17 protein-coding genes and 1 riboswitch are annotated in these 19363 nt (G+C 39.3%); of the genes, 5 read left to right on the top strand and 12 right to left on the bottom strand.

Annotated elements, in window-relative coordinates; genetic code table 11:
• Positions 1-79 precede the first annotated feature (79 nt).
• Positions 80-649 (top strand): TMEM175 family protein, encoded by a 570-nt coding sequence (locus FC64_RS06945; RefSeq protein ID WP_057907191.1) that lies wholly within the window; start codon positions 80-82, stop codon positions 647-649.
• A 98-nt stretch (positions 650-747) separates the two neighbouring features.
• On the opposite strand, the gene FC64_RS06940 is transcribed toward FC64_RS06945, so the two are convergent.
• The 7 genes from FC64_RS06940 to galE all read right to left on the bottom strand — a co-directional run bounded on the left by FC64_RS06940 (position 748) and on the right by galE (position 7406).
• Positions 748-1275 carry an HdeD family acid-resistance protein gene (locus FC64_RS06940; protein ID WP_057907190.1) on the bottom strand — a complete coding sequence of 176 codons (528 nt, stop codon included), beginning with the start codon at positions 1273-1275 and terminating at the stop codon, positions 748-750.
• Positions 1276-1424: 149 nt separating this feature from the next.
• Positions 1425-2111: a 2,3-diphosphoglycerate-dependent phosphoglycerate mutase gene (locus FC64_RS06935; RefSeq protein ID WP_057826975.1), complete on the bottom strand. Its 687-nt coding sequence runs from the start codon at positions 2109-2111 to the stop codon at positions 1425-1427.
• A gap of 83 nt (positions 2112-2194) precedes the next feature.
• Complete coding sequence (locus tag FC64_RS06930; RefSeq protein WP_057907189.1) at positions 2195-3385, bottom strand: MalY/PatB family protein; 1191 nt, start codon at positions 3383-3385, stop codon at positions 2195-2197.
• Positions 3378-4448, bottom strand: a complete 1071-nt coding sequence (locus FC64_RS06925; RefSeq protein WP_057907188.1) for an AI-2E family transporter — start codon at positions 4446-4448, stop codon at positions 3378-3380. The genes FC64_RS06930 and FC64_RS06925 overlap by 8 nt, the downstream gene beginning before the upstream one ends.
• Positions 4449-4546: 98 nt before the next feature.
• A complete protein-coding gene (locus tag FC64_RS06920; protein WP_057907187.1) occupies positions 4547-5194 on the bottom strand; it encodes an HAD family hydrolase in 648 nt (215 codons plus the stop codon).
• Positions 5195-5208: 14 nt separating this feature from the next.
• Positions 5209-6261, bottom strand: coding sequence for an aldose epimerase family protein (locus FC64_RS06915; protein ID WP_057907186.1), 1053 nt, complete (start codon positions 6259-6261; stop codon positions 5209-5211).
• 143 nt (positions 6262-6404) lie between these two features.
• The gene (gene galE, locus FC64_RS06910; RefSeq protein ID WP_057907185.1) at positions 6405-7406 is read right to left on the bottom strand and encodes a UDP-glucose 4-epimerase GalE; all 1002 of its coding nucleotides are present in this window, start codon (positions 7404-7406) and stop codon (positions 6405-6407) included.
• A 199-nt stretch (positions 7407-7605) separates the two neighbouring features.
• On the opposite strand from galE, the gene FC64_RS06905 reads away from it, so the two are divergent.
• Positions 7606-8331, top strand: a complete 726-nt coding sequence (locus tag FC64_RS06905) for a GntR family transcriptional regulator (RefSeq protein ID WP_057907184.1) — start codon at positions 7606-7608, stop codon at positions 8329-8331.
• A 135-nt stretch (positions 8332-8466) separates the two neighbouring features.
• Here the strand turns inward: FC64_RS06905 and FC64_RS06900 are convergent, their stop codons facing one another.
• Positions 8467-9450, bottom strand: coding sequence for a GMP reductase (locus FC64_RS06900; RefSeq protein WP_057907183.1), 984 nt, complete (start codon positions 9448-9450; stop codon positions 8467-8469).
• 161 nt (positions 9451-9611) lie between these two features.
• Positions 9612-9712, top strand: a riboswitch (purine riboswitch).
• 75 nt (positions 9713-9787) lie between these two features.
• Here FC64_RS06900 and FC64_RS06895 point away from each other — a divergent pair.
• On the top strand, positions 9788-10363 hold the full coding sequence (locus tag FC64_RS06895) for a xanthine phosphoribosyltransferase (RefSeq protein ID WP_057907182.1): 576 nt from the start codon (positions 9788-9790) through the stop codon (positions 10361-10363).
• A 2-nt stretch (positions 10364-10365) separates the two neighbouring features.
• Positions 10366-11661 (top strand): nucleobase:cation symporter-2 family protein, encoded by a 1296-nt coding sequence (locus FC64_RS06890; protein WP_057907181.1) that lies wholly within the window; start codon positions 10366-10368, stop codon positions 11659-11661.
• Positions 11662-11713: 52 nt separating this feature from the next.
• Here the strand turns inward: FC64_RS06890 and cls are convergent, their stop codons facing one another.
• The 4 genes from cls to FC64_RS06870 form a co-directional block, all read right to left on the bottom strand.
• Entirely contained in the window at positions 11714-13171 is a 1458-nt protein-coding gene (gene cls, locus FC64_RS06885; RefSeq protein ID WP_057907180.1) for a cardiolipin synthase, read from the bottom strand.
• Positions 13172-13258: 87 nt separating this feature from the next.
• Complete coding sequence (locus tag FC64_RS06880; protein ID WP_057907179.1) at positions 13259-14131, bottom strand: alpha/beta hydrolase; 873 nt, start codon at positions 14129-14131, stop codon at positions 13259-13261.
• Positions 14132-14147: 16 nt separating this feature from the next.
• On the bottom strand, positions 14148-15458 hold the full coding sequence (locus tag FC64_RS06875; protein WP_081035667.1) for a PTS transporter subunit EIIC: 1311 nt from the start codon (positions 15456-15458) through the stop codon (positions 14148-14150).
• 119 nt (positions 15459-15577) lie between these two features.
• The gene (locus FC64_RS06870; protein ID WP_057907177.1) at positions 15578-16750 is read right to left on the bottom strand and encodes a cation:proton antiporter; all 1173 of its coding nucleotides are present in this window, start codon (positions 16748-16750) and stop codon (positions 15578-15580) included.
• Between the two features lie 177 nt (positions 16751-16927).
• Between FC64_RS06870 and FC64_RS06865 the strand changes: the two genes are divergently transcribed.
• Positions 16928-19348 (top strand): Xaa-Pro dipeptidyl-peptidase, encoded by a 2421-nt coding sequence (locus FC64_RS06865; RefSeq protein WP_057907176.1) that lies wholly within the window; start codon positions 16928-16930, stop codon positions 19346-19348.
• Positions 19349-19363 lie beyond the last annotated feature (15 nt).

Genomic DNA, 19363 nt, shown 5'->3' with positions numbered 1-19363 from the left:
GTCATGATGTTTGACGGCCTTTTTCATCCTTATTTGTAGTAAATAGAATTATAATTAAAGGCAAATTGGAGGTAGAATTATGAACAAGGTTGAACGGCTTGAAGATTATACTAACGCAGTAATTGCCATCGTGATCACACTGATGGTTCTCGATATTCACGCACCTGCGGGTCATCTTTTCAGTGACATTTTCCGCGCCAATAACCACTTTTTAACATATATTTATAGTTTCCTTTTAATTTCAATGTATTGGGTTAATCATGGACGGCTTTTTTCAGGATTGAAAAGTCTTAAAATTACCCCTCAAGTTTCATGGGCAAATAGTATCTTTCTGCTTTTCATTACCTTTCTGCCGTTTGCTTCTTCATGGCTTGCCCGTAATATTAATCAACGTGATCCAGAAATGTTTTACGCGGCTATTATGCTTTGTATTGACTTATCATATTATTTACTAATGAAAACTTTGATTCACTTTAATCCTGCGCTTAATACTTTACCTCGATTTAAGGTTTATCATTTTAAACTTCACCTTAACTTGCTGATCAACATTTTAGCGATTTGCTGTGGTTACATGGTCCCCATTTCAACAATTGCCATCAGTCTGTTAGCAGTTGTGATTTGGGTGATCCCTGATAAAGCATTAAAGTAAAAAAAGAAGCTGTGACTGAAAAGCCACAGCTTCTTTATCGGGTTCCAAAATAAACGAGCTGCTGGAAACTCGTTTTTAACGTTTTGTCACCCTTTTTCTTAAAACGCCTGAATAATCTTTGTAATTCCAATCAAGAACAAATAGAATGCAACTACGCCAATCAAGGTATAAATCGATAACATCGGATTAAACAGCAACACCACGCCTAAAATCAACGTGATAATGTTTAACACGATCAAAATATCAAAGTACGACCGGTTCATTGCCTTAAAGAAGTGGTCAATCACCAATTGCAAAATCGAATCGAAGATAAACCAGAATGCAAACAAGTAAGCAATAATCCCAAAACCAAAATGAATTCGGAACAGGAAAATGATTCCTAAAATAATATCAACCAAGGACGAAACAATCAACAACATCATCTTACTGTTGCTGCCCGTCAGCATCTGGATCACCCGTCGAAGCCATAACGTGTAAATTCCCTTTGCCAATGCTCCAATTCCAACAAAAACGGCAATCACACTGATGGCAGTGCTTGGCGAATTAATAGCCGCAGCTCCTAGAATTATCCATAAAATTCCGATTACCAAACTGAACCAATCAAATTTTCGTTTTGAATTAATCATCCTTCATTTCCCTCTCAAAATCTTATATGTTTATTCTAGCACGCTTGTTCCCTAACGTTCTAATCAAAGCTATTAGTCGGCAAATAAATTTATTACCCCAAACAAAAAAGACACGCCGAAGCGCATCTTTCATTTTAATCAACTTCAAATTAAAGTTGTTTCTTGTCAACAACTTTCAAGTTTTCGTCTAAATCGTAAACGATTGGTTGACCGGTTGGGATTTCCAAGTTAATAATGTCATCATCTGAAATACCTTCAAGATATTTTGTCAAAGCCCGTAATGAGTTACCATGGGCAGCAACGATGACGTTCTTGCCAGCTAACAAGTCTGGAGCAATATGGTCTTCCCAGAATGGCATTACACGTTCAAGTGTAACTTTCAAGTTTTCACCGCCAGGGATAACGTTTGGATCCAAGTTTGCGTAACGACGATCTTGAGCAGCTGAGCGAGGATCATCTTCACTTAACATTGGAGGTAAAACGTCATATGAACGACGCCAGATGTGAACTTGTTCTTCACCAAATTTTTCAGCAGCTTCTGCCTTGTTTTGGCCTTGCAAGTCACCATAGTGACGTTCGTTTAAGCGCCATGACTTAACTTCTGGAATCCATAATTGATCTGATTCTTCCAAAGCATAGTGCAATGTCATGATAGCACGCTTTAAAACTGATGTGTATGCTTGGTCTAATTGGATGCCGGCATCTTTAAGTTTGCGACCAGCTTCCTTAGCTTCTGCAACACCATTTTCACTTAAGTTAACGTCTGTCCAACCAGTGAAAAGGTTCTTTAAGTTCCATTCACTTTGTCCGTGACGGATGAATACTAATTTTGACATATTCGTAACCTCTTTCTTGAATTAAGATATTACATTGAGTATTTTACACTGAATTATTAAAAATTAATAGTCTCTTTAACAAATTATTCCTGATATGCTTGAACGGCTTGAATTAACCGCTTCATTGCCTGGCGGACATTTGCCGGCGTCGTCGCTAAGTTAAAGCGAATGTGGCCCTTGCCCGCTTCACCGAACCAGTCGCCAAAATCAACGGCCAATTTTGCCTTATCTTGAATTACGGTTTGCAAGTCTTCAGCTGCGACAAGGTGGGAAAGATCAATCCATGCAAGATATGTTCCTTCAAGCGGTGAAATCACAGCTTCTGGAAGTTCTTTCTTCAATTCATTGCGAACATAGTGATAGTTATCCGCAATTGTTTCAAGCAATCCTTCAAGCCATTCGGTGCCCTGCCGGTATGCTGCCTCACCAGCAACTTGGCCTAACAAACAACCGCCCGGATTCTTCATCCGTTCCTGATATGTGTCATAGCGCATCATAATTTGCGGATTTGGAATGATCACATGGCTGTTCCACAATGATGCCAAATTAAAAGTCTTCGAAGGTGAATCAACGACGACCAAATTATCGCGGTAAAAACCGTCTTTAATGTTCAACATTGATGTAAATTGACTACCGTCAATCATTAAATCATGGTGAATTTCATCAGAGATCACTAGCACTTGTTCCTGACGGCAAAGTTCCAATACATCTTCAAGTTCTTGGGCTGACCATACGCGCCCGACCGGATTATGCGGGTTGCAGAAGATCATCAGCTGGACTTGGTTATCAATCATTTTTTGCCGCATGTCATCCAGATCGAGTTCGTAACGGCCGTGATTATCGATCAAATTTGAAACAACTAATTTGCGATCATTCTTTTCAATCACATCCATAAACGGGAAATAAACGGGTTGCAAAACCATCACTGCATCCCCTGGCTTCGTTAGTAACTGAACTAGGTTACTTAATGATTGCACCACATTAGGATTCAAACGGACCCACTCCTTATGCAGTTCAATTCCGTACCGTTCTTTTTGCCATGTAAAGTAAGCATCATAGTATGAATCTGGCGTAAACGAATAGCCGAATGCACCCTCATCAATTCGAGCATGCAATGCTTTACGGACTGCTTCCGGTGCTTTAAATTCCATATCTGCAACCCACATCGGTAACAGATCACTTTCACCAAATTTAGCTTGCATTCCATCCCATTTTACCGAATTCGTATTTTGGCGTTCAACCGCATATTGTTTTACAAAATCTTCCTTATTCATTGCTCTCACCTTTCTTACGCCGTTGTTGCACTTTTCGATGCAATTTCTGATGCCGGCCCGGATGCGGTTCGATTTCCAACACATTCAATAAGAAAGTGAAAATCGGAATTCCGACGATCAAGCCCCATGTTCCAAAAAGCCGTTCTGAAACAAATAACACAACAAAGGTATAAAAAATCGGCAGTTCGGTGCGGCTTGACATGAACTTCGGATTCAAAATGTAGGCTTCGATCGCATGAATAACCAGTAACATGATCAATACGTAAACTACATCCCGGAACCCGCCATCCGTATACGCAACAAACGACATGGGAATCGTCGAAATGATAACTCCCGCAACTGGTATCAAGCTTAACACAAAAATCATTACAGCTAAACTGGCAATTTGCGGAACTCCGATGATTGCCAGCCCAATGCACGTCAAAATCGTGTTAACAATCGCGATTAAAAATTGCGCTTCTAAAACAACTCCAAATGTGTTAGTAAAGATCTTCGCAAAGTGATAAATATCTTTGAAAATCCATGAGTACGGTCCTTCTAAGAAGCTGCGCGAAAATTTAAATGTTGTATCCTTTTCGACCGTAAAGAAGAAACTCAGTAGCAATGACATTACGAACGTAAAGCCCATTGAGCCGGCCTTACTGATATAACCAAAAATAACCGTCATTCCGCCTTTCAGCTGCTGGCTAAAGTCGCTGTGCTTAATGTAAGCTGAAACATACGTTGCGATCTCACCGGCCCCTTCTGGCAAATGTTTGTAAAAATGTAAAATCGAATGGATCATGTTTTCCGACTGAACGATCAATTTTGGAACATAGGTCGTAACCGCCGCTACGAATAACAGAATCAGCAGCAGGTATACTCCAACTACGATCATTGGCGACGGAATCTTGACCCGTTTTTGAATCCAGTTGATCAACCGGATGATCAAAAATGAAAAAATAAACGTCAGCAAAATAATACTGATCATCTTGTGGAATGCAAATAAAATTCCAATCAAAAACAACAGGATCACAAACCGCCGTAACCGCGTATTATTCAAAAAGCGTTGCCATAAACTCATTAACTCTTCCCTTTCTATCTGTTAATTCACAATAATTTAATTATACATTAAAGGTGTAATGAAACCACGCTTTACCTCTGGCTCATTACACCTTTAACTTAAATATTCAATAATTCGACTGGCTTTTCTAAAAGAAAGTCTGGGTTTTCGGCTTTTAATAACTGTGCGTCAAACGTATCCCACAAGCAGCCACATGTTTTTACTCCGGCCGCCCTACCCATTTGAAGGTCATACTTCGCATCGCCGATCATTACTGAAACATTTTTATCTAAGTGATATTTTTCGACTATCATCAAAATTCCATCTGGAGCTGGCTTATAATGATCAACTTGGTCAGAACCAATCAGGTCATCGAACAAATCAGCAATTCCAAGCGCCTTCGAATTGCGTTTTAAAGAGGTCGAAGACTTGCTCGAAATGATGAAGAGTTGCTTGCCAGCATCTTTTAATGCGGTCAGCGTGTCCTTCATTTGTGGGAACAAAGTCGTTGTTTGCTGTTCGATTTCACTATAGTGACGCCGGAAGCTATCATACATTGTTTCGAATTGCTTAGCTGAATAATGCTTTCCTTGTTTTTCAACCAATTCTGGAATGAAGGTTTCAATTGGAACGCCCATGTAATACCGTACCGTTTCAGCTGAGGGAACTTCAAGATCAAAATCTTTAAAACATGCCTGAGTCGCAAGGGCAGCCGCATCTCCTGAATCGGCAATCGTTCCATCAAAATCAAATAAAAAATTTTGCATTTTAATTTACTCCATTAATCTTCATTTTTAATCCGGTCATAGGTAAATGAGAACCGGTATGTCTGTTTACTATACCGTGGCAAAACAATATCGCCAAAATTATCTTGATGAATTGCATCAGGTAACATTTGACATTCAAGAGCAATTCCCTCGTTTTTATTTGCCGGTTCACCATGATCGCGACTGAATGATATGTTTTGATCATCAATTTCCTCAGGAGTGTATACCACTAAGCCGTTCCGATCAGAGTTGACCGTAATTTGCCGGCCGCTTTCCCGGTCACGTAAAATAGCAACTGGTTTCGTACCTTGACCGGGACCGTTTACAACATAGGCCGTATCAAGGCCATGAACTTTGCCGACTGCCAAGGCAACATTACTAAAATCGCGGAAATCATATGGCGTATTCGCAATGGGCAAAACTTCACCGGTTGGAATCAACTGGTCATTTACATCAAGAATTCCTGTACTGTTAATCTGCATTTCATGCGTCGTCAGATCGTGCCGATCGCTTAAATTAAAGTATGCGTGACATGTTGGATTAAAAAGCGTGTCTTCTTTGCCATTCATTGCACTGTATGCAATTGTGACCCGATTATTGTTATTTAATGTATAAATAATTGTTGCTAAAATATTGCCTGGAAAGCCGTCCATGGTTTCATCAATCTTTCGTTGAAAAATAACGCTGATTCCATTCTTCGAAATCGAAGTTGAATAGTTCCAGTTTAACGTTGAAAAACCGTTAGGACCACCATGTAGGGTATTGCCATTTTCATTTGCCGGTAATTGATAATGCTTGCCATCTAAATCATATGAAGCACCTTTGATACGACCAGCAACCCGGCCGATTGACTTACAGATGTTCTGGTTATTTGAATAGTAATCGTCAATGCCATCAAAACTCAGCAAAAGATTTTTCTTCGTACCATCATTTTCTGGAACTGCAAACCGATGCCAAATTGCCCCCATTGTTAGGCATGATACTTCAACCCCATTGTCATTAACTAACGTAATTTCCGTAACCTTTTCATTCTGATAACGTCCAAATGTATGTTGTAAAATGTCCATTTTTTATCTCCTGTATTAAGTAGTATCGTTCTACGCTTCCATTATCTCATATCCTCATTAAGAGTAAAGCGGTGCCATCTATTATTTTAAACAAAAAAACGTGAAATGGCGTTCAAACCATTTCACGTTCAAAGTCGTCTTAATTAATCTTTGTCATCAAAGCCATTTGGATGTTTTGAGTGCCATGCCCATGCCGTTTCAATTAGACTGTGAACATCGTCATATTTCGGTTCCCAGCCTAAGATCTTGCGGGCCTTATCTGAAGCGGCAACCAATGAGTCCGGATCGCCACCACGCCGGCCAGCAATTTCTGCAGGAATTTCTTTTCCTGTAACTTCCCGTGCAGCCTTCAACATTTCTAAGTTTGAGAATCCAGTTGATGAACCCAAGTTGAATGCATCTGACGGATTACCGTCACGCAAGTAGTTCATTGCTAAGATGTGAGCGTCAGCCAAATCATATGGATGAACATAATCCCGAATGTTTGTTCCATCTGGGGTGTTGTAGTCGTCACCATAAATTTGTAACTTATCGCGCTTGCCTTGAGCTACTTGCAAAATAATTGGAACTAAATGTGTCTCTGGGCCGTGGTCTTCACCAATTGAGCCATCCGGCTTTGCACCTGCAACGTTGAAGTAACGTAATGCAACCCACTTGATTCCATATGCTTCGTCGGCCCACTTCATGATTTTTTCCATCATTAACTTACTTTCACCGTAAGGGTTGATTGGGTTTTGTGGGTCTGATTCCTTGATTGGCATGTGATCTGGAATGCCATATGTTGCAGCTGATGATGAGAAGACTAAGTTCTTTACACCAACTTCTTTCATTACTTCAAGCAACTTGATCAAGCCTGTAATGTTGTTATCAAAGTACTTCAAAGGTTTGTGCATTGATTCACCAACCAATGAGTATGCAGCAAAGTGAATTACCGTATCGATATCAGGATTTTCCTTGAATACTTTCCGCATAAAGTCTTTATCTGCGATATCGCCTTCATAGAATTTTGCTTTGTCGCTCACAGCTGCACGGTGACCCGTGCATAAGTTATCAACGACAACTGTATCTTCGCCGTTTTCAATTAAACGGTCGACCATATGTGAACCGATATATCCGGCTCCACCTACAACTAATACTGATGCCATAATATCCTCCTATATAGAGTTCTTTCCTAACATTCTTATGTAATTAAAAACTCATTTCATCATTGAAATAAATTTTCCTAAAAAGGATTATACACTTTTTACATTTTTCATGCATTAATTTGTCTTTTCAGATTTCACTTGTCATCTTTGCAGCCATGTGCTTAACTGGTAATAGCACTATACTAAGAGGAGTTTAACCATGGCTGAATTGATTTACCAGCAAATTATCACTGATTTAAAAAAGAAAATCTTTAACAACGAATTTCCAGACATGAAATTACCAGATGAACGCAGTCTTGCTGAGAAATACGATGTAAGCCGCAGCTCAATTAAACGCGCGCTCAGCCGCATGGCCAGTGATGGAATTATCTTTAAAAAACGCGGTTCGGGAACATTTATTAATCCACTTTATTTAAAAAACGAATCTGTTTTTAATTATGGTTCCGGCAAGAACCTTGGAATTTCAGACAACTTCCAATTAAACGGTGAAAAGCCAAGCGTCAAAGTTTTAAGTTTCGACGTTATACGTCCCACTGCTGAACTCCAACGCGATCTTTTCCTCGAAAGCGAAGATTTTGTCTATCAGATCAAGCGATTGCGATTCTTTGACGATCAGCCATTTATGATCGAAACCGGCTTTATTCCGATTAAACTGCTTCCAAAGCTAAGCAGCAGTATTCTTGAAAAGTCGATTTTTGACTATGTTCATCGTGAATTGAAACAGTCAGTTTCAAAATCATTCATGTCCGTTTTTGCTGAACCATCAAATCAGCATGATCAAGAACTGCTAAAACTTGACCCTACCCAACCAGTCGGGGTAATGGAAGGCATCTTCTTTCTCGATAATGGAACACCGTTTGAGTTTTCAAGTATGCGGCTGCATTATGAATATATGAAGTTCAATTCGTTTGTAAGTATTCAATAAAAAAGCAAAAACATTAAAAACAAACGTGATAAATGAAGGTCCGCTGAACCTATGTCCTATAATTAATGTTTTCATGTAGTCTGTTTGTTTTAAATATAATATAAAATAGGATGTGTTCCTAAAACACATCCTATTTTAATCTCCTAATTGATCACCATTAATAATTGAATTTTTTACAATTACATAATCAACCTTACGTAAGTCTTCTAGCTTACGCCCGCCAGCATAAGAAATTGATGATTGCAAATCTTCCTGCATTGCTTGTAATGTATCGCTAATTTTACCACGATACGGAACAAGCAACTGTTTACCTTCAATATTATGCACATCGTTTTTCTGAACAGCCGATGCCGAGCCCCAGTATTTCTTATACTTTTGTCCATCAATTGTCATCATTTCGCCAGGTGATTCCTGGTGTCCTGCAAACATTGATCCAATCATTACCATTGAAGCCCCAAACCGAATCGACTTGGCAATATCGCCATTATACCGAACACCGCCATCTGCAACGATTGGACAATGGGCTACCGCACTGCATGCTTGAATCGCAGCTAATTGCCAGCCACCAGTTCCAAATCCGGTTTTTAATTTAGTAATGCATGCTTTTCCAGGGCCAATTCCCACCTTTGTGGCATCGGCACCGGCACTTTCCAAATCAATTACGGCTTGCGGGGTTGCAATGTTACCAACAATCACAAAACTTTCCGGTAATTTTTTCTTAATATAGTCGATCATTTTCATTACGTAATCCGAATGCCCATGCGCAACATCGATCGTGATATATTCTGGAACTTCATGCATTTCCTTTAATTGATCAACTAATTGGTATTCATGATCCTTGATTCCAATTGAAATCGATGCGAATTGACCTTGCTGGTGTATCCGTTGCACAAAAGCTGCCCGCGTTTGCGGTTCAAACCGGTGCATCACATAAAAATACCCGTTTTGGGCTAGCCATAAAGCTAGGTCTTCATCGATCACACTTGCCATATTCGCCGGAACGACCGGTAACTTAAACACCCGCGGGCCGAATTTAATTCGGGTATCTGCCTCTTTCCGACTTTTCAAAACACATTTGTTCGGAATTAATTGTACATCTTCATAATCAAAGGTTTCCATTTCTTTTCTCCCTTTTAATTTCTTAAAACGTCCAGATGATATTATAGAGAAGTTACTATGAGTTTTCAAGAACAAAATGAATACTTATCAGTCAAATTGTTCATTAATGATTGACAATTAAAAATAATCGTTCATAATAATAATTGTTCGTAATATAACTAATATTAAGTAATTTTTTTGCTTATATAATCGCTATGATATGGTTAGCAAGTTTCTACCCGATCCCGTAAAACATCGGACTATAAGCTTAAAATGCTCGGAATCAGCCTTAATCCGTTCATTTTTAATTTGATTAACCACCAGCGTTATCAAGCAAAATGAAAGGATTTTTTTATTTATGGAAGAACTCAAACAACGTATCCTTCAAGATGGTAAAGTCCTTAGCGACGATATCTTAAAAGTTAACTCATTTCTTAACCATCAAATTGATCCCTTCCTAATGAAGCGAATCGGGGAACAATTTAAACGTCTTTTTTCAACTCAGAAAATCACTAAAATCTTAACAATCGAAGCTTCTGGAATCGCACCAGCTCTAATGACTGGTTTAGCACTCAATGTTCCCGTTGTCTTTGCTCGTAAGTTCCAAAGTGTACTTCAAGATAACCATAATTACCATGCAGAGGTTTTTTCATACACTAAAAAGGTTACAAATCACATTCTTGTTGACTGTAATTTTGTTGATTCTAACGACAATGTTTTAATCATTGATGATTTTCTAGCCAACGGCGAAGCCGTTAACGGCCTAATCAAAATATGTCAGCAAGCTGATTGTAGTCTTGCTGGGATTGGAATTGTAATTGAAAAAGCTTTCCAAAAAGGTGGACAACAATTACGAGAGGCTGGATACCATCTCGAATCATTAGTCAGAATCAAATCCCTTGCCAATCATCAAGTAACCTTTATGGAGGATTAGTTATGAACCAAATATCACCTGAAGTTAATCACCGAAAAGCATTTGTATTAGGAATCCAACATTTATTAGCAATGTATTCTGGGGCAGTTGCTGTTCCATTATTGATTGGAACTGCCCTGCACTTTTCCAGCGCTCAGATGACCTATTTGGTCTCCATCGACATTTTCATGTGCGGTCTAGCTACTTTTCTACAACTTGCACGTAACCGGTATTTCGGAATCGGTTTACCAGTTATTTTAGGATGTGCCATTCAAGCCGTTGAGCCATTAAAGATGATTGGTCGCGAATACTCAATTGGAACAATGTATGGATCGATTATTATTGCTGGAATTTTTGTTTTTCTGATTGCAGGACAATTTGCAAAAATCCGCAAACTTTTTCCACCAGTTGTAACCGGTAGTTTAATCACGGTTATTGGCTTAACTTTAATTCCTATCGCCGTTCAAAATCTCGGCGGTGGAACCGTCACCAGCAAATCTTTTGGATCACTACCAAATATTGCAGTTGGTGGTATTACAATTTTGATCATTCTGGCAATTCAGTTTTGGGGCAAGGGGTTCATTCGATCAATTGCCGTTTTGATTGGATTGATTGGCGGAACAATTGTTGCTTCATTTATGGGAATGGTTTCACTTAAACCAGTTGTCCAAGCTGCGTGGTTCCACATTCCTCAACCATTTTACTTTGGAATGCCACGGTTTGCTCTTTCCCCATCTTTGACAATGATCATCATTGCCTTAGTTTCAATGGTTGAATCAACCGGTGTCTTTTTTGCATTAGGAAATTTACTTGACCGTGACATTCAAAAAGAAGACTTGAAAAGAGGATATCGAGCTGAAGGATTCGCCGTTATTCTTGGAGGAATTTTCAATACATTCCCATACACTACCTTCTCACAAAATGTCGGGTTACTTGAACTTTCTGGCATCCGGACTAAACGTCCAATCTACTGGGCAGCATGTTTACTGATGTTGATGGGGCTTCTTCCGAAAGTTGGTGCTTTAGCAACCATTATCCCCACTCCTGTTTTAGGCGGTGCCATGCTCGTGATGTTTTCAATGATCAGCGTCCAAGGAATTCGCATGCTTTTAAAAGTTGACTTTACCGATGAACGTAACACTTTAATCGTTGCCATCTCGGTTGGTGCTGGCCTTGGAGTAGCGGTTTATCCTACTATTTTCCAAGCATTGCCACAATCCCTTCAACTTTTTCTTGGTAATGGAATCGTTATTGCCAGTGTATGTGCTGTGGTATTGAATTTAATTTTGAAACGTCCTCAATTTAAAAATCATAAATAATAATCTTTAATCAAAAAATGGAATCGGAAAAATCCGATTCCATTTTTTATAATTATAAGATTGGCGATAACAGTCGTGAAAAATACTGCTTAAATTTTCGCCACCATGATTGTTTTTCAAAATATTCTGGTGTTAATTCCGTGCAATGTTTCAAGTCTTTTTCGTAAATCGTCCTCAATTGACGAGTCAAAGCCGTATCATAGCAAAACGCATTACATTCAAAGTTCAGCTCAAAACTACGAAAATCAAGGTTGGCTGATCCTACCGAAGCAATCGTATCATCAGTAATCATCGTCTTGGCATGTAAAAAACCATTATCATATCGGTAAACCTTCACCCCATTATTTACCAAGTACTTCGCATAGTATTCCGTTGCCCGGTAAACAAATGGGTGATCCGGTTTACTTGGAATCATGATTCGCACATCAACTCCTGACAATGCTGCAATAATCAATGATTCAATCACTGAATCATCTGGAATCAAATACGGCGTTTGAATATAAAGATATTGCTGAGCGGTTGAAATAATCTTTTGATATCCCCGGCGAATTGAATGGCGTTCACTGTCTGGGCCAGATGAAACAATCTGCATTTTAGTATTCCCATTTCCCTCAAATACTGGAAAATATTTCTTTTCAAATTCAAACCGTCTTTTCGTCGTTCGCCGACAGGTTGTATTCCAATCCATCATAAAACGCGCCTGCATCTGAATCGTGACCATCCCATAGACACGCATATGGGTATCTCGCCAATAACCATATTTTTCAATTCGGCCGAGATATTGGTCACCGATATTAAAACCGCCAATATATCCTACTTTCCCATCAATAATGACTAATTTACGATGGTCATGATAGTTTAATCGTGGCGTTGTAATCAATTGTTTTTCAGAACTTGAGATAAATCCCTGCGCTTCGCCACCAAGTTCTTCCAAACGCTTGAAAAATTTATAATTCGTTCCCACCGAGCCCCACATATCATAGAGGACCCGGACTTCCACGCCGCGTTCAGCTGCATCTTCTAATGCATGTAATACTTTATGACCGATCTGGTCAGCATAAAAAGTATAAAACTCAATGTGAATACTATGCTGGGCATGCTGGATATCTTTTAACAGCGAATCAAAGAACATTTTCCCATCATCAAATAACTGCGTTTGATTATTGGTTGTTAAAAATGCGCCTTCAGATTCAAGAAATAGATGTTCCAGTTCCCGCTCTTGCTGAGTGCTATTTTTATCTAAATCCCGTTTTTGCCACATTTCTTTTTGACGTCGCGTAAGGGAATTAATAACTTTTTCCTGTTCTTTTTGAATTGTGAAAATTTTATCATGTGAAATTTTACGCCCTACAAATAAATAAAGTAGAAATCCAAAAATCGGAATAAGAAGAAGTACCAGCAACCATGCCCACGTTGTCGAAATATCACGCTTTTCATGAAAAACCGTGATAATCGCAGCCAATAAGTTAATGATCCAAATAACTCCAATTATAATCCCCAAAGTATGCAAAAAAGTGCCGCTCCTTTCTCAAAAATCATTTACTTTCATTTTACCAAAAGCAAATCATTCGATAAACCAAAGAGGCACTTAATTTTGTTATTTTTCTGGCTGGTGTCTCGGGCCACCGCCGTTTACATTTGGATCATCCGCAGTCAAAATGTATTTTTGAATTAGATCTACAATTTGCCGATTTTGCGGTAAATCGGAATGCTCGGCGTTTACGCCAGTTACTGTAATTTCAGTGTAATGTTTAACTTGGCCCTGATAAACATACTTTTCTGCTTCCACACTGTTCAATGGGACTAATCCATCTGAATCATAGTTTTCAGTTCCCGCAACCGAATAAACCGTCAAACTTTTAGGAATATTCTTCCGTGCCTTAATAAAGTCAGACAGCATCTGTGTTTTATATTTTAAATTCGTTTCATCAAAATTAAACGGCGAGCCAATCGTCATCAAACTTGTCATACGAACGTCATAATTTTTATAGTATTTTTCTAAAAAAGCCGTGTAAACTAACCCGCCATTTGAATGTCCAATTGCTTTATAATTGTTAAAATAATATTTCTCCTGCAACGCTTTAAATGCTTCGTTAAACATTTTTGCTTGTTTCAAAATATTACTATATCCGTCATGATTATTTTGGAAACCAACTACAATAATTGGTTCATTATCGCCAGAGCGAATCTTGCCATAATATTTGATTTTACCATCATTGAATACTTTAACCTTTAATAAACTGTGATTCTGATGGTCCGTTTGATTAAGCAACTTAACCATATCGTCAAAGCGATTAACTGTAGCTGAGCTTCCAGGAATCATAATCACCGGCGAAAGCTTAGAATTTTGCCAATGCGCGAGTTCATCAATGTTATTACGAGCCCAAAAATATGACGGAATCGTCATTGCTAACATAATAATTCCCGCAACTAGTAAGAAAATTCCACTTCGTTTCTTATGTACACTCATTTGCTACACTTCCTTATTATCGTATTCTTAACTGTTGCTGTTTCTTAACCTGCATTTCGTTTCGCACCTGTTCGGAAAGTTTGACAAATGGAATGTAAATTAACACATCTAATGTCATAATCAAAATCCCGACTAATAAAGCCATAAAGTTCCCGCCTGTCCCGATAAATGCCGACAAAGCTCCCGGCGTATCAAGCGGCGACGGGTAAGTTACTGGTGGCATAATTTGAAAATGAATCGCAAATGCTGCAATCAACATATTTACCACTGGCGTTGCCACAAAAGGAATCAAAAAAATTGGATTAAATAGAACCGGAATTCCTAGTAAAATTGGTTGATTAGCGTTAAATAACGTTGGAAATATTGCCCACCGTGCAACCTGGTGATACCGACTTGTTCGAGCAACAATAATAATTGCTATTACCAGCGCTAAAGTCGATCCGACCCCACCAAACGTTCCAAAGCTGTGATACAACGTTGTTTGAGTGTACTTATATGGAACGTTCCATGGACTATGATGTTTCAAAGCATAGGTCAAATCTGCAACCGCCGCCGGATCATCATTAAAACTAGTTTGATTATATGGGCCGCTTAATTCCAACCATGCTAAGAAGCTTGACCACGCTCCTAAAATTATGGTCATTACTAACCCGTGCTTTTTTGACGATAATGCTTGATAATAATTTGAGATTCCTGCTGGAATTTGGTACTTGTAAATTTGAATGATCAGCTGATTAACAATGATCGCTATTCCCAATGTGATCATAACCGGAATAATTGTCCGGTAAGCTCGTGAAAATGCATCTGAACGAATTGAAATCGGTTTACGATTAAAAATTCGAAAAATCTGCCCCGTAATAAATCCAATCAAAATTCCAATTAAAATTCCCTGAATTCCCATCAGATTGTTATTAACATTAAACTGAAGAAAGGTTTTCGGCCCATATTGTCGCTGAACCGGACGCAAAGCAATAATTAAGAAGGCCAACATCCCAGTCATCCCGGTCATTTCAGTATTTTTGTGATATAGTCGCGCCGTATGTGCTCCTGCCTGATAAGCCGCAAGAACCGCTAAGATTTTGACTGTCATCATACTGAAGGCTGCAAACATTGAACGAATTCGAGCAACATGCGGTAACCACTGGGTAATATAGAAAATATTTCCAATAAAGCCTGTTCGCGACAAAATTGAAACATTAAAAACCGATGCAATACTGCCCAAAACCGCAAACGGAAAGAGCATCAACATCGTTCGTCGCATTACTAAAATAAATGGGAGCTGATACAATTTGACAATTAACCTGTATCCCTTCTCCGATAACTTCATTTCACTTACCTGATTTCTTTAGTATCTCTGATGGTCATTATACAATGAAAAAGCCCTTGAACCTACTAAATACATTGAATCTTCAGTAAATTCAAGGGTTGTTCATTCAATATTCATTTTTACTTTTCATTGCGCATTTGACGCTTGATGGCTGCCTTAAGCATAAACGGCGCTGCAAGGGTCGTCAGAATGATTACAAAAATCACGCCCGAGTAATATTCTGAACTCAATAAATGAGCTTCATACCCGATTTGAGCAATAATCAGGGCCATTTCGCCACGAGAAACCATTCCTGATCCAATAATGTTCATTGAATCGTAATTCATTCCCAAAACCTTTGCCCCCAAACCGCAACCAAGCCACTTGGTAATCAATGCTAAGATCGTTAACGAAACGATAAAAATCAGGTCATCAAAAAAACCTTTAAACGTCATATTCAACCCAATGCTGACAAAAAACACCGGAATGAAGACCGCATAGCCAATCGGTTCAATATTGGAGTCGACTTCCTTTTTATATGGAGTCTGGGCAATTGCGACTCCTGCAAAGAATGCCCCCACAACATCGCTTAAGCCGACCTGTTCAGCAAGCCAGGCCATGCCTAAGCACAAAACGATCGACATTAGCGTAACTGACGAAACAACTTTTAAATGTTCACCCAAACGCATCATCTTCGGCGCGATCCATTCAAACAAGAAGAAAATCACAACAAAGTAAAGCACATCCAATAGGAAACTCATCCAAAGGTTACTTGAATGATGGCCGCCCTGAGCTTTGGCAACATTACTGAACATACTTACAAGCACACTTAAAATGATCACTGAGATAATATCATCAATTACAGCTGCTCCCAAAATTGTTGTTCCTTCCTTGGATTTCAACCGTTTTAGCTCTTTTAAAACCTCTACCGAAATACTAACCGAGGTTGCTGAAAAGGTAACTCCCAAAAAAATTGCCTGCTCAAATGAAAAATGAAACAACTTTCCAAAAAAGTAAATCAGCACTACGGGAAAAACAACGCCGCTGAATGCAACCGCCAATGCCGGTTTAAAATACTTTTTCAGCATTCCCAAGTCGCTTTCAAGGCCAGCAATAAACATCAAAATGATAACCCCGATTTCAGAAAAGGTGTGCATAAACGCATTGTTGTGCACCCATCCCAAAACAGCCGGGCCAATTAAAATTCCAACCAGCAGCTGCCCAATGACTGCTGGAACTCCGATCCGCCGGCTAAAGTGACCTGCCAATGAAGTTGTGATCAATACCAAACATAGTGTCCCTAAAAATTCCACGATCAAATTCCTTTCTCGATTCGCATCGAATGTCTATAAAAAAAGAGTTTGCCTACGGTTGACAAACTCCACTCCGAACAAATATTTCAATTACTATTTTACCATGCTCTTCTTTTTTTGTCATGTAATCTCGAATCTTGATATACTTAAATTAAACTTTGATGGGAGGAATTTTCAATGAAAATTAATCAGTTCGCACACCTTAAGGTTAACCACCAACAAAAAATTAACGAACTTCAAAAAATTAATTTTTTAGATGATAATCTGTATTCATTATCATTAAATGCCCTTTATCTTCATTTTCTGCAGTGTGCATTTATTGAGGCTCAAAGTACAAGTTCATTTGAGCAAAAGCTCCATGCGTTACTTGCAACCTCTAACCAAGACTTAAAGGATTATCTTGATAATCATCAATTAACGCTCGAAGTCTTCTATACCGTTGCGATGCAGTTATTGGGCTTTGAAGTTAATGATGATTTTGAAATTAATCATCTATTTGAAAAAATGGACGAACTTCACCTTTTCCACCACAATCAATTAAACAATGCCGCCGACTTGATCGACGCATGGTATGACTTACTTTGTACCCATGGAAAAGGTGGCCGAACCTACCTTGACTTGTTAGCTGCCAACGGCTACTTTAAACCGTTCTGGAATTTGCCGATTGAGCAAAAGCCATTGATTTTCAACGGAAAGACACAACCCGTATTTGATACTTCCAAATTAATTCGGGAAGTTGTTTATGTTGAATCATCTCTGGATACTGATCACGACGGCAAACGCGACCTGCTTAAAGCCGAAATCATTCGGCCTGCCGAAACCAACGATGGTTTAAAAGTTCCGGCTCTTTATACTGCCAGTCCATATAATCAAGGGACAAATGATCATACAGCTGATCAATTAATGCACAACGTTGACGTGCCGCTTAAACATAAGCAACCAAACAATAACTCATACGAAGACATTGAATTTCATGAACCCGCTGTTGATCTTCCGCCTGCTCGCCAAGTTCGAGGTGAAACGCAAACAGCTGAGGAAACGTTCGGGCACGCTAAAGCCGTTACCTTAAACGATTACTTTCTTGCACGTGGGTACGCTGCCGTTTATGCAGCTGGAATCGGGACAATGGATTCTGACGGTGAACGGACTTGCGGTTCAAAGGAAGAAACGGAATCAACCATCGCAATCATTGAATGGCTAGCAGGCAACCGGCGTGCATTTACCAATAAAACTGACAACATCGAAATCAAGACCTGGTGGTGTAACGGTTCCATCGCCATGACCGGAAAATCATACCTTGGAACCTTGGCAACAGCGGCGGCTACAACCGGCGTCGACGGTTTGAAGACCATCATTTCAGAAGCTGCGATTTCAAGCTGGTACGACTACTACCGCGATGGTGGATTAGTGATTGCCCCTGGCGGCTTTCCAGGCGAAGATGCTGATATTCTTGCTGAAGAATGCTTCAGTCGGCAAAAGCAAGCCGGTGATTACCTGAAATGCAAAGACCAGTTCAACCGTGATCTTGCTGAAATCACTGCCGGCCAAGACCGCGCAACCGGTGACTACAATTCATTTTGGGACGCCCGTAACTACCTTAAAGACGTTGAAAACATTAAGTGCGACGTCGTAATGGTTCACGGATTAAATGATTGGAACGTTAAGCCGCGAAACGTATATAACCTGTATCGTGAACTCGACAAACTACCAATCGTCAAAAAACTTTTCCTTCACCAAGGACAACACATTTACATCAACAATTTTCAATCAATTGACTTTACTGATATGATGAACCTTTGGCTTACCAATAAATTGTACGGGGTTGAAAATCATGCCAATGAACTTCTACCAGATGTATGCGTTCAGGATAACAGTTGCGAAAGTACCTGGCATTCATTTAATGGTTGGCATACTGCAAAGCCCCAAAAACATCAATTTGGATTTAAAAATGAACAGCTCGTTGACCATGCAGCTGCACCAGCAGTTGAATCATTTAACGATCAGCTTGAACAAGCTACCTTTGAAAAATACAAAAAGAACTGGAACCAGTGGCGAATCGATCTTTTAAGTGATAAAAAAAACGTGCTCAATAATAACCGGTTGATTTTCAAGACTGAAAAGCTGCAACACGACATCTACCTTCAAGGCTGTCCGCACGTTACACTAGACGTTGCATCAAGCGTTAATAAAGGCATGTTAAGCTTCATGCTAGTTGATTTCGGAAACGCCAAAAGACTCGGCGAAGTCCCTGCAACCCTTGACTTAAAAGCTTTAGATGCCGGTTATCAATGGCGTTTTGATGATTTGAAAGAGTTTAAGCTTGGAAAACCGACTCCGTGGAAAATGATCACGAAAGGACACATCAACCTCCAAAACCGTAAACATCCATGGAAAACAGATGAACTTGTTCCGAAGATGTTCTATCAATTTGAGCTGGACATTCAACCAATGTTCTATCACCTGCTGAAAGGTCATCAACTTGGATTAGTCATTTACTCAACTGATATGGAAATGACCGTCCGCGGTAATGAAGACATTACCTACTCGCTCCAACTTGAAAATTGTGAATTAAGTGTTGATTATGAAGAATTAAATTAATAAAACGCCTTGCGG

This window comes from Ligilactobacillus araffinosus DSM 20653, assembly GCF_001435375.1.
GTDB lineage: Bacteria > Bacillota > Bacilli > Lactobacillales > Lactobacillaceae > Ligilactobacillus > Ligilactobacillus araffinosus.
This window is presented reverse-complemented; position numbering and strand designations above follow the sequence as displayed.

What these genes read in the sequence shown, in the direction of transcription:
- FC64_RS06945 (WP_057907191.1), top strand. Translation starts at nt 80, where the DNA reads ATGAACAAGGTTGAACGGCTTGAAGATTATACTAACGCAGTAATTGCC.
- FC64_RS06940 (WP_057907190.1), bottom strand. Translation starts at nt 1,275, where the DNA reads ATGATTAATTCAAAACGAAAATTTGATTGGTTCAGTTTGGTAATCGGA.
- FC64_RS06935 (WP_057826975.1), bottom strand. Translation starts at nt 2,111, where the DNA reads ATGTCAAAATTAGTATTCATCCGTCACGGACAAAGTGAATGGAACTTA.
- FC64_RS06930 (WP_057907189.1), bottom strand. Translation starts at nt 3,385, where the DNA reads ATGAATAAGGAAGATTTTGTAAAACAATATGCGGTTGAACGCCAAAAT.
- FC64_RS06925 (WP_057907188.1), bottom strand. Translation starts at nt 4,448, where the DNA reads ATGAGTTTATGGCAACGCTTTTTGAATAATACGCGGTTACGGCGGTTT.
- FC64_RS06920 (WP_057907187.1), bottom strand. Translation starts at nt 5,194, where the DNA reads ATGCAAAATTTTTTATTTGATTTTGATGGAACGATTGCCGATTCAGGA.
- FC64_RS06915 (WP_057907186.1), bottom strand. Translation starts at nt 6,261, where the DNA reads ATGGACATTTTACAACATACATTTGGACGTTATCAGAATGAAAAGGTT.
- galE (WP_057907185.1), bottom strand. Translation starts at nt 7,406, where the DNA reads ATGGCATCAGTATTAGTTGTAGGTGGAGCCGGATATATCGGTTCACAT.
- FC64_RS06905 (WP_057907184.1), top strand. Translation starts at nt 7,606, where the DNA reads ATGGCTGAATTGATTTACCAGCAAATTATCACTGATTTAAAAAAGAAA.
- FC64_RS06900 (WP_057907183.1), bottom strand. Translation starts at nt 9,450, where the DNA reads ATGGAAACCTTTGATTATGAAGATGTACAATTAATTCCGAACAAATGT.
- FC64_RS06895 (WP_057907182.1), top strand. Translation starts at nt 9,788, where the DNA reads ATGGAAGAACTCAAACAACGTATCCTTCAAGATGGTAAAGTCCTTAGC.
- FC64_RS06890 (WP_057907181.1), top strand. Translation starts at nt 10,366, where the DNA reads ATGAACCAAATATCACCTGAAGTTAATCACCGAAAAGCATTTGTATTA.
- FC64_RS06880 (WP_057907179.1), bottom strand. Translation starts at nt 14,131, where the DNA reads ATGAGTGTACATAAGAAACGAAGTGGAATTTTCTTACTAGTTGCGGGA.
- FC64_RS06875 (WP_081035667.1), bottom strand. Translation starts at nt 15,458, where the DNA reads ATGAAGTTATCGGAGAAGGGATACAGGTTAATTGTCAAATTGTATCAG.
- FC64_RS06865 (WP_057907176.1), top strand. Translation starts at nt 16,928, where the DNA reads ATGAAAATTAATCAGTTCGCACACCTTAAGGTTAACCACCAACAAAAA.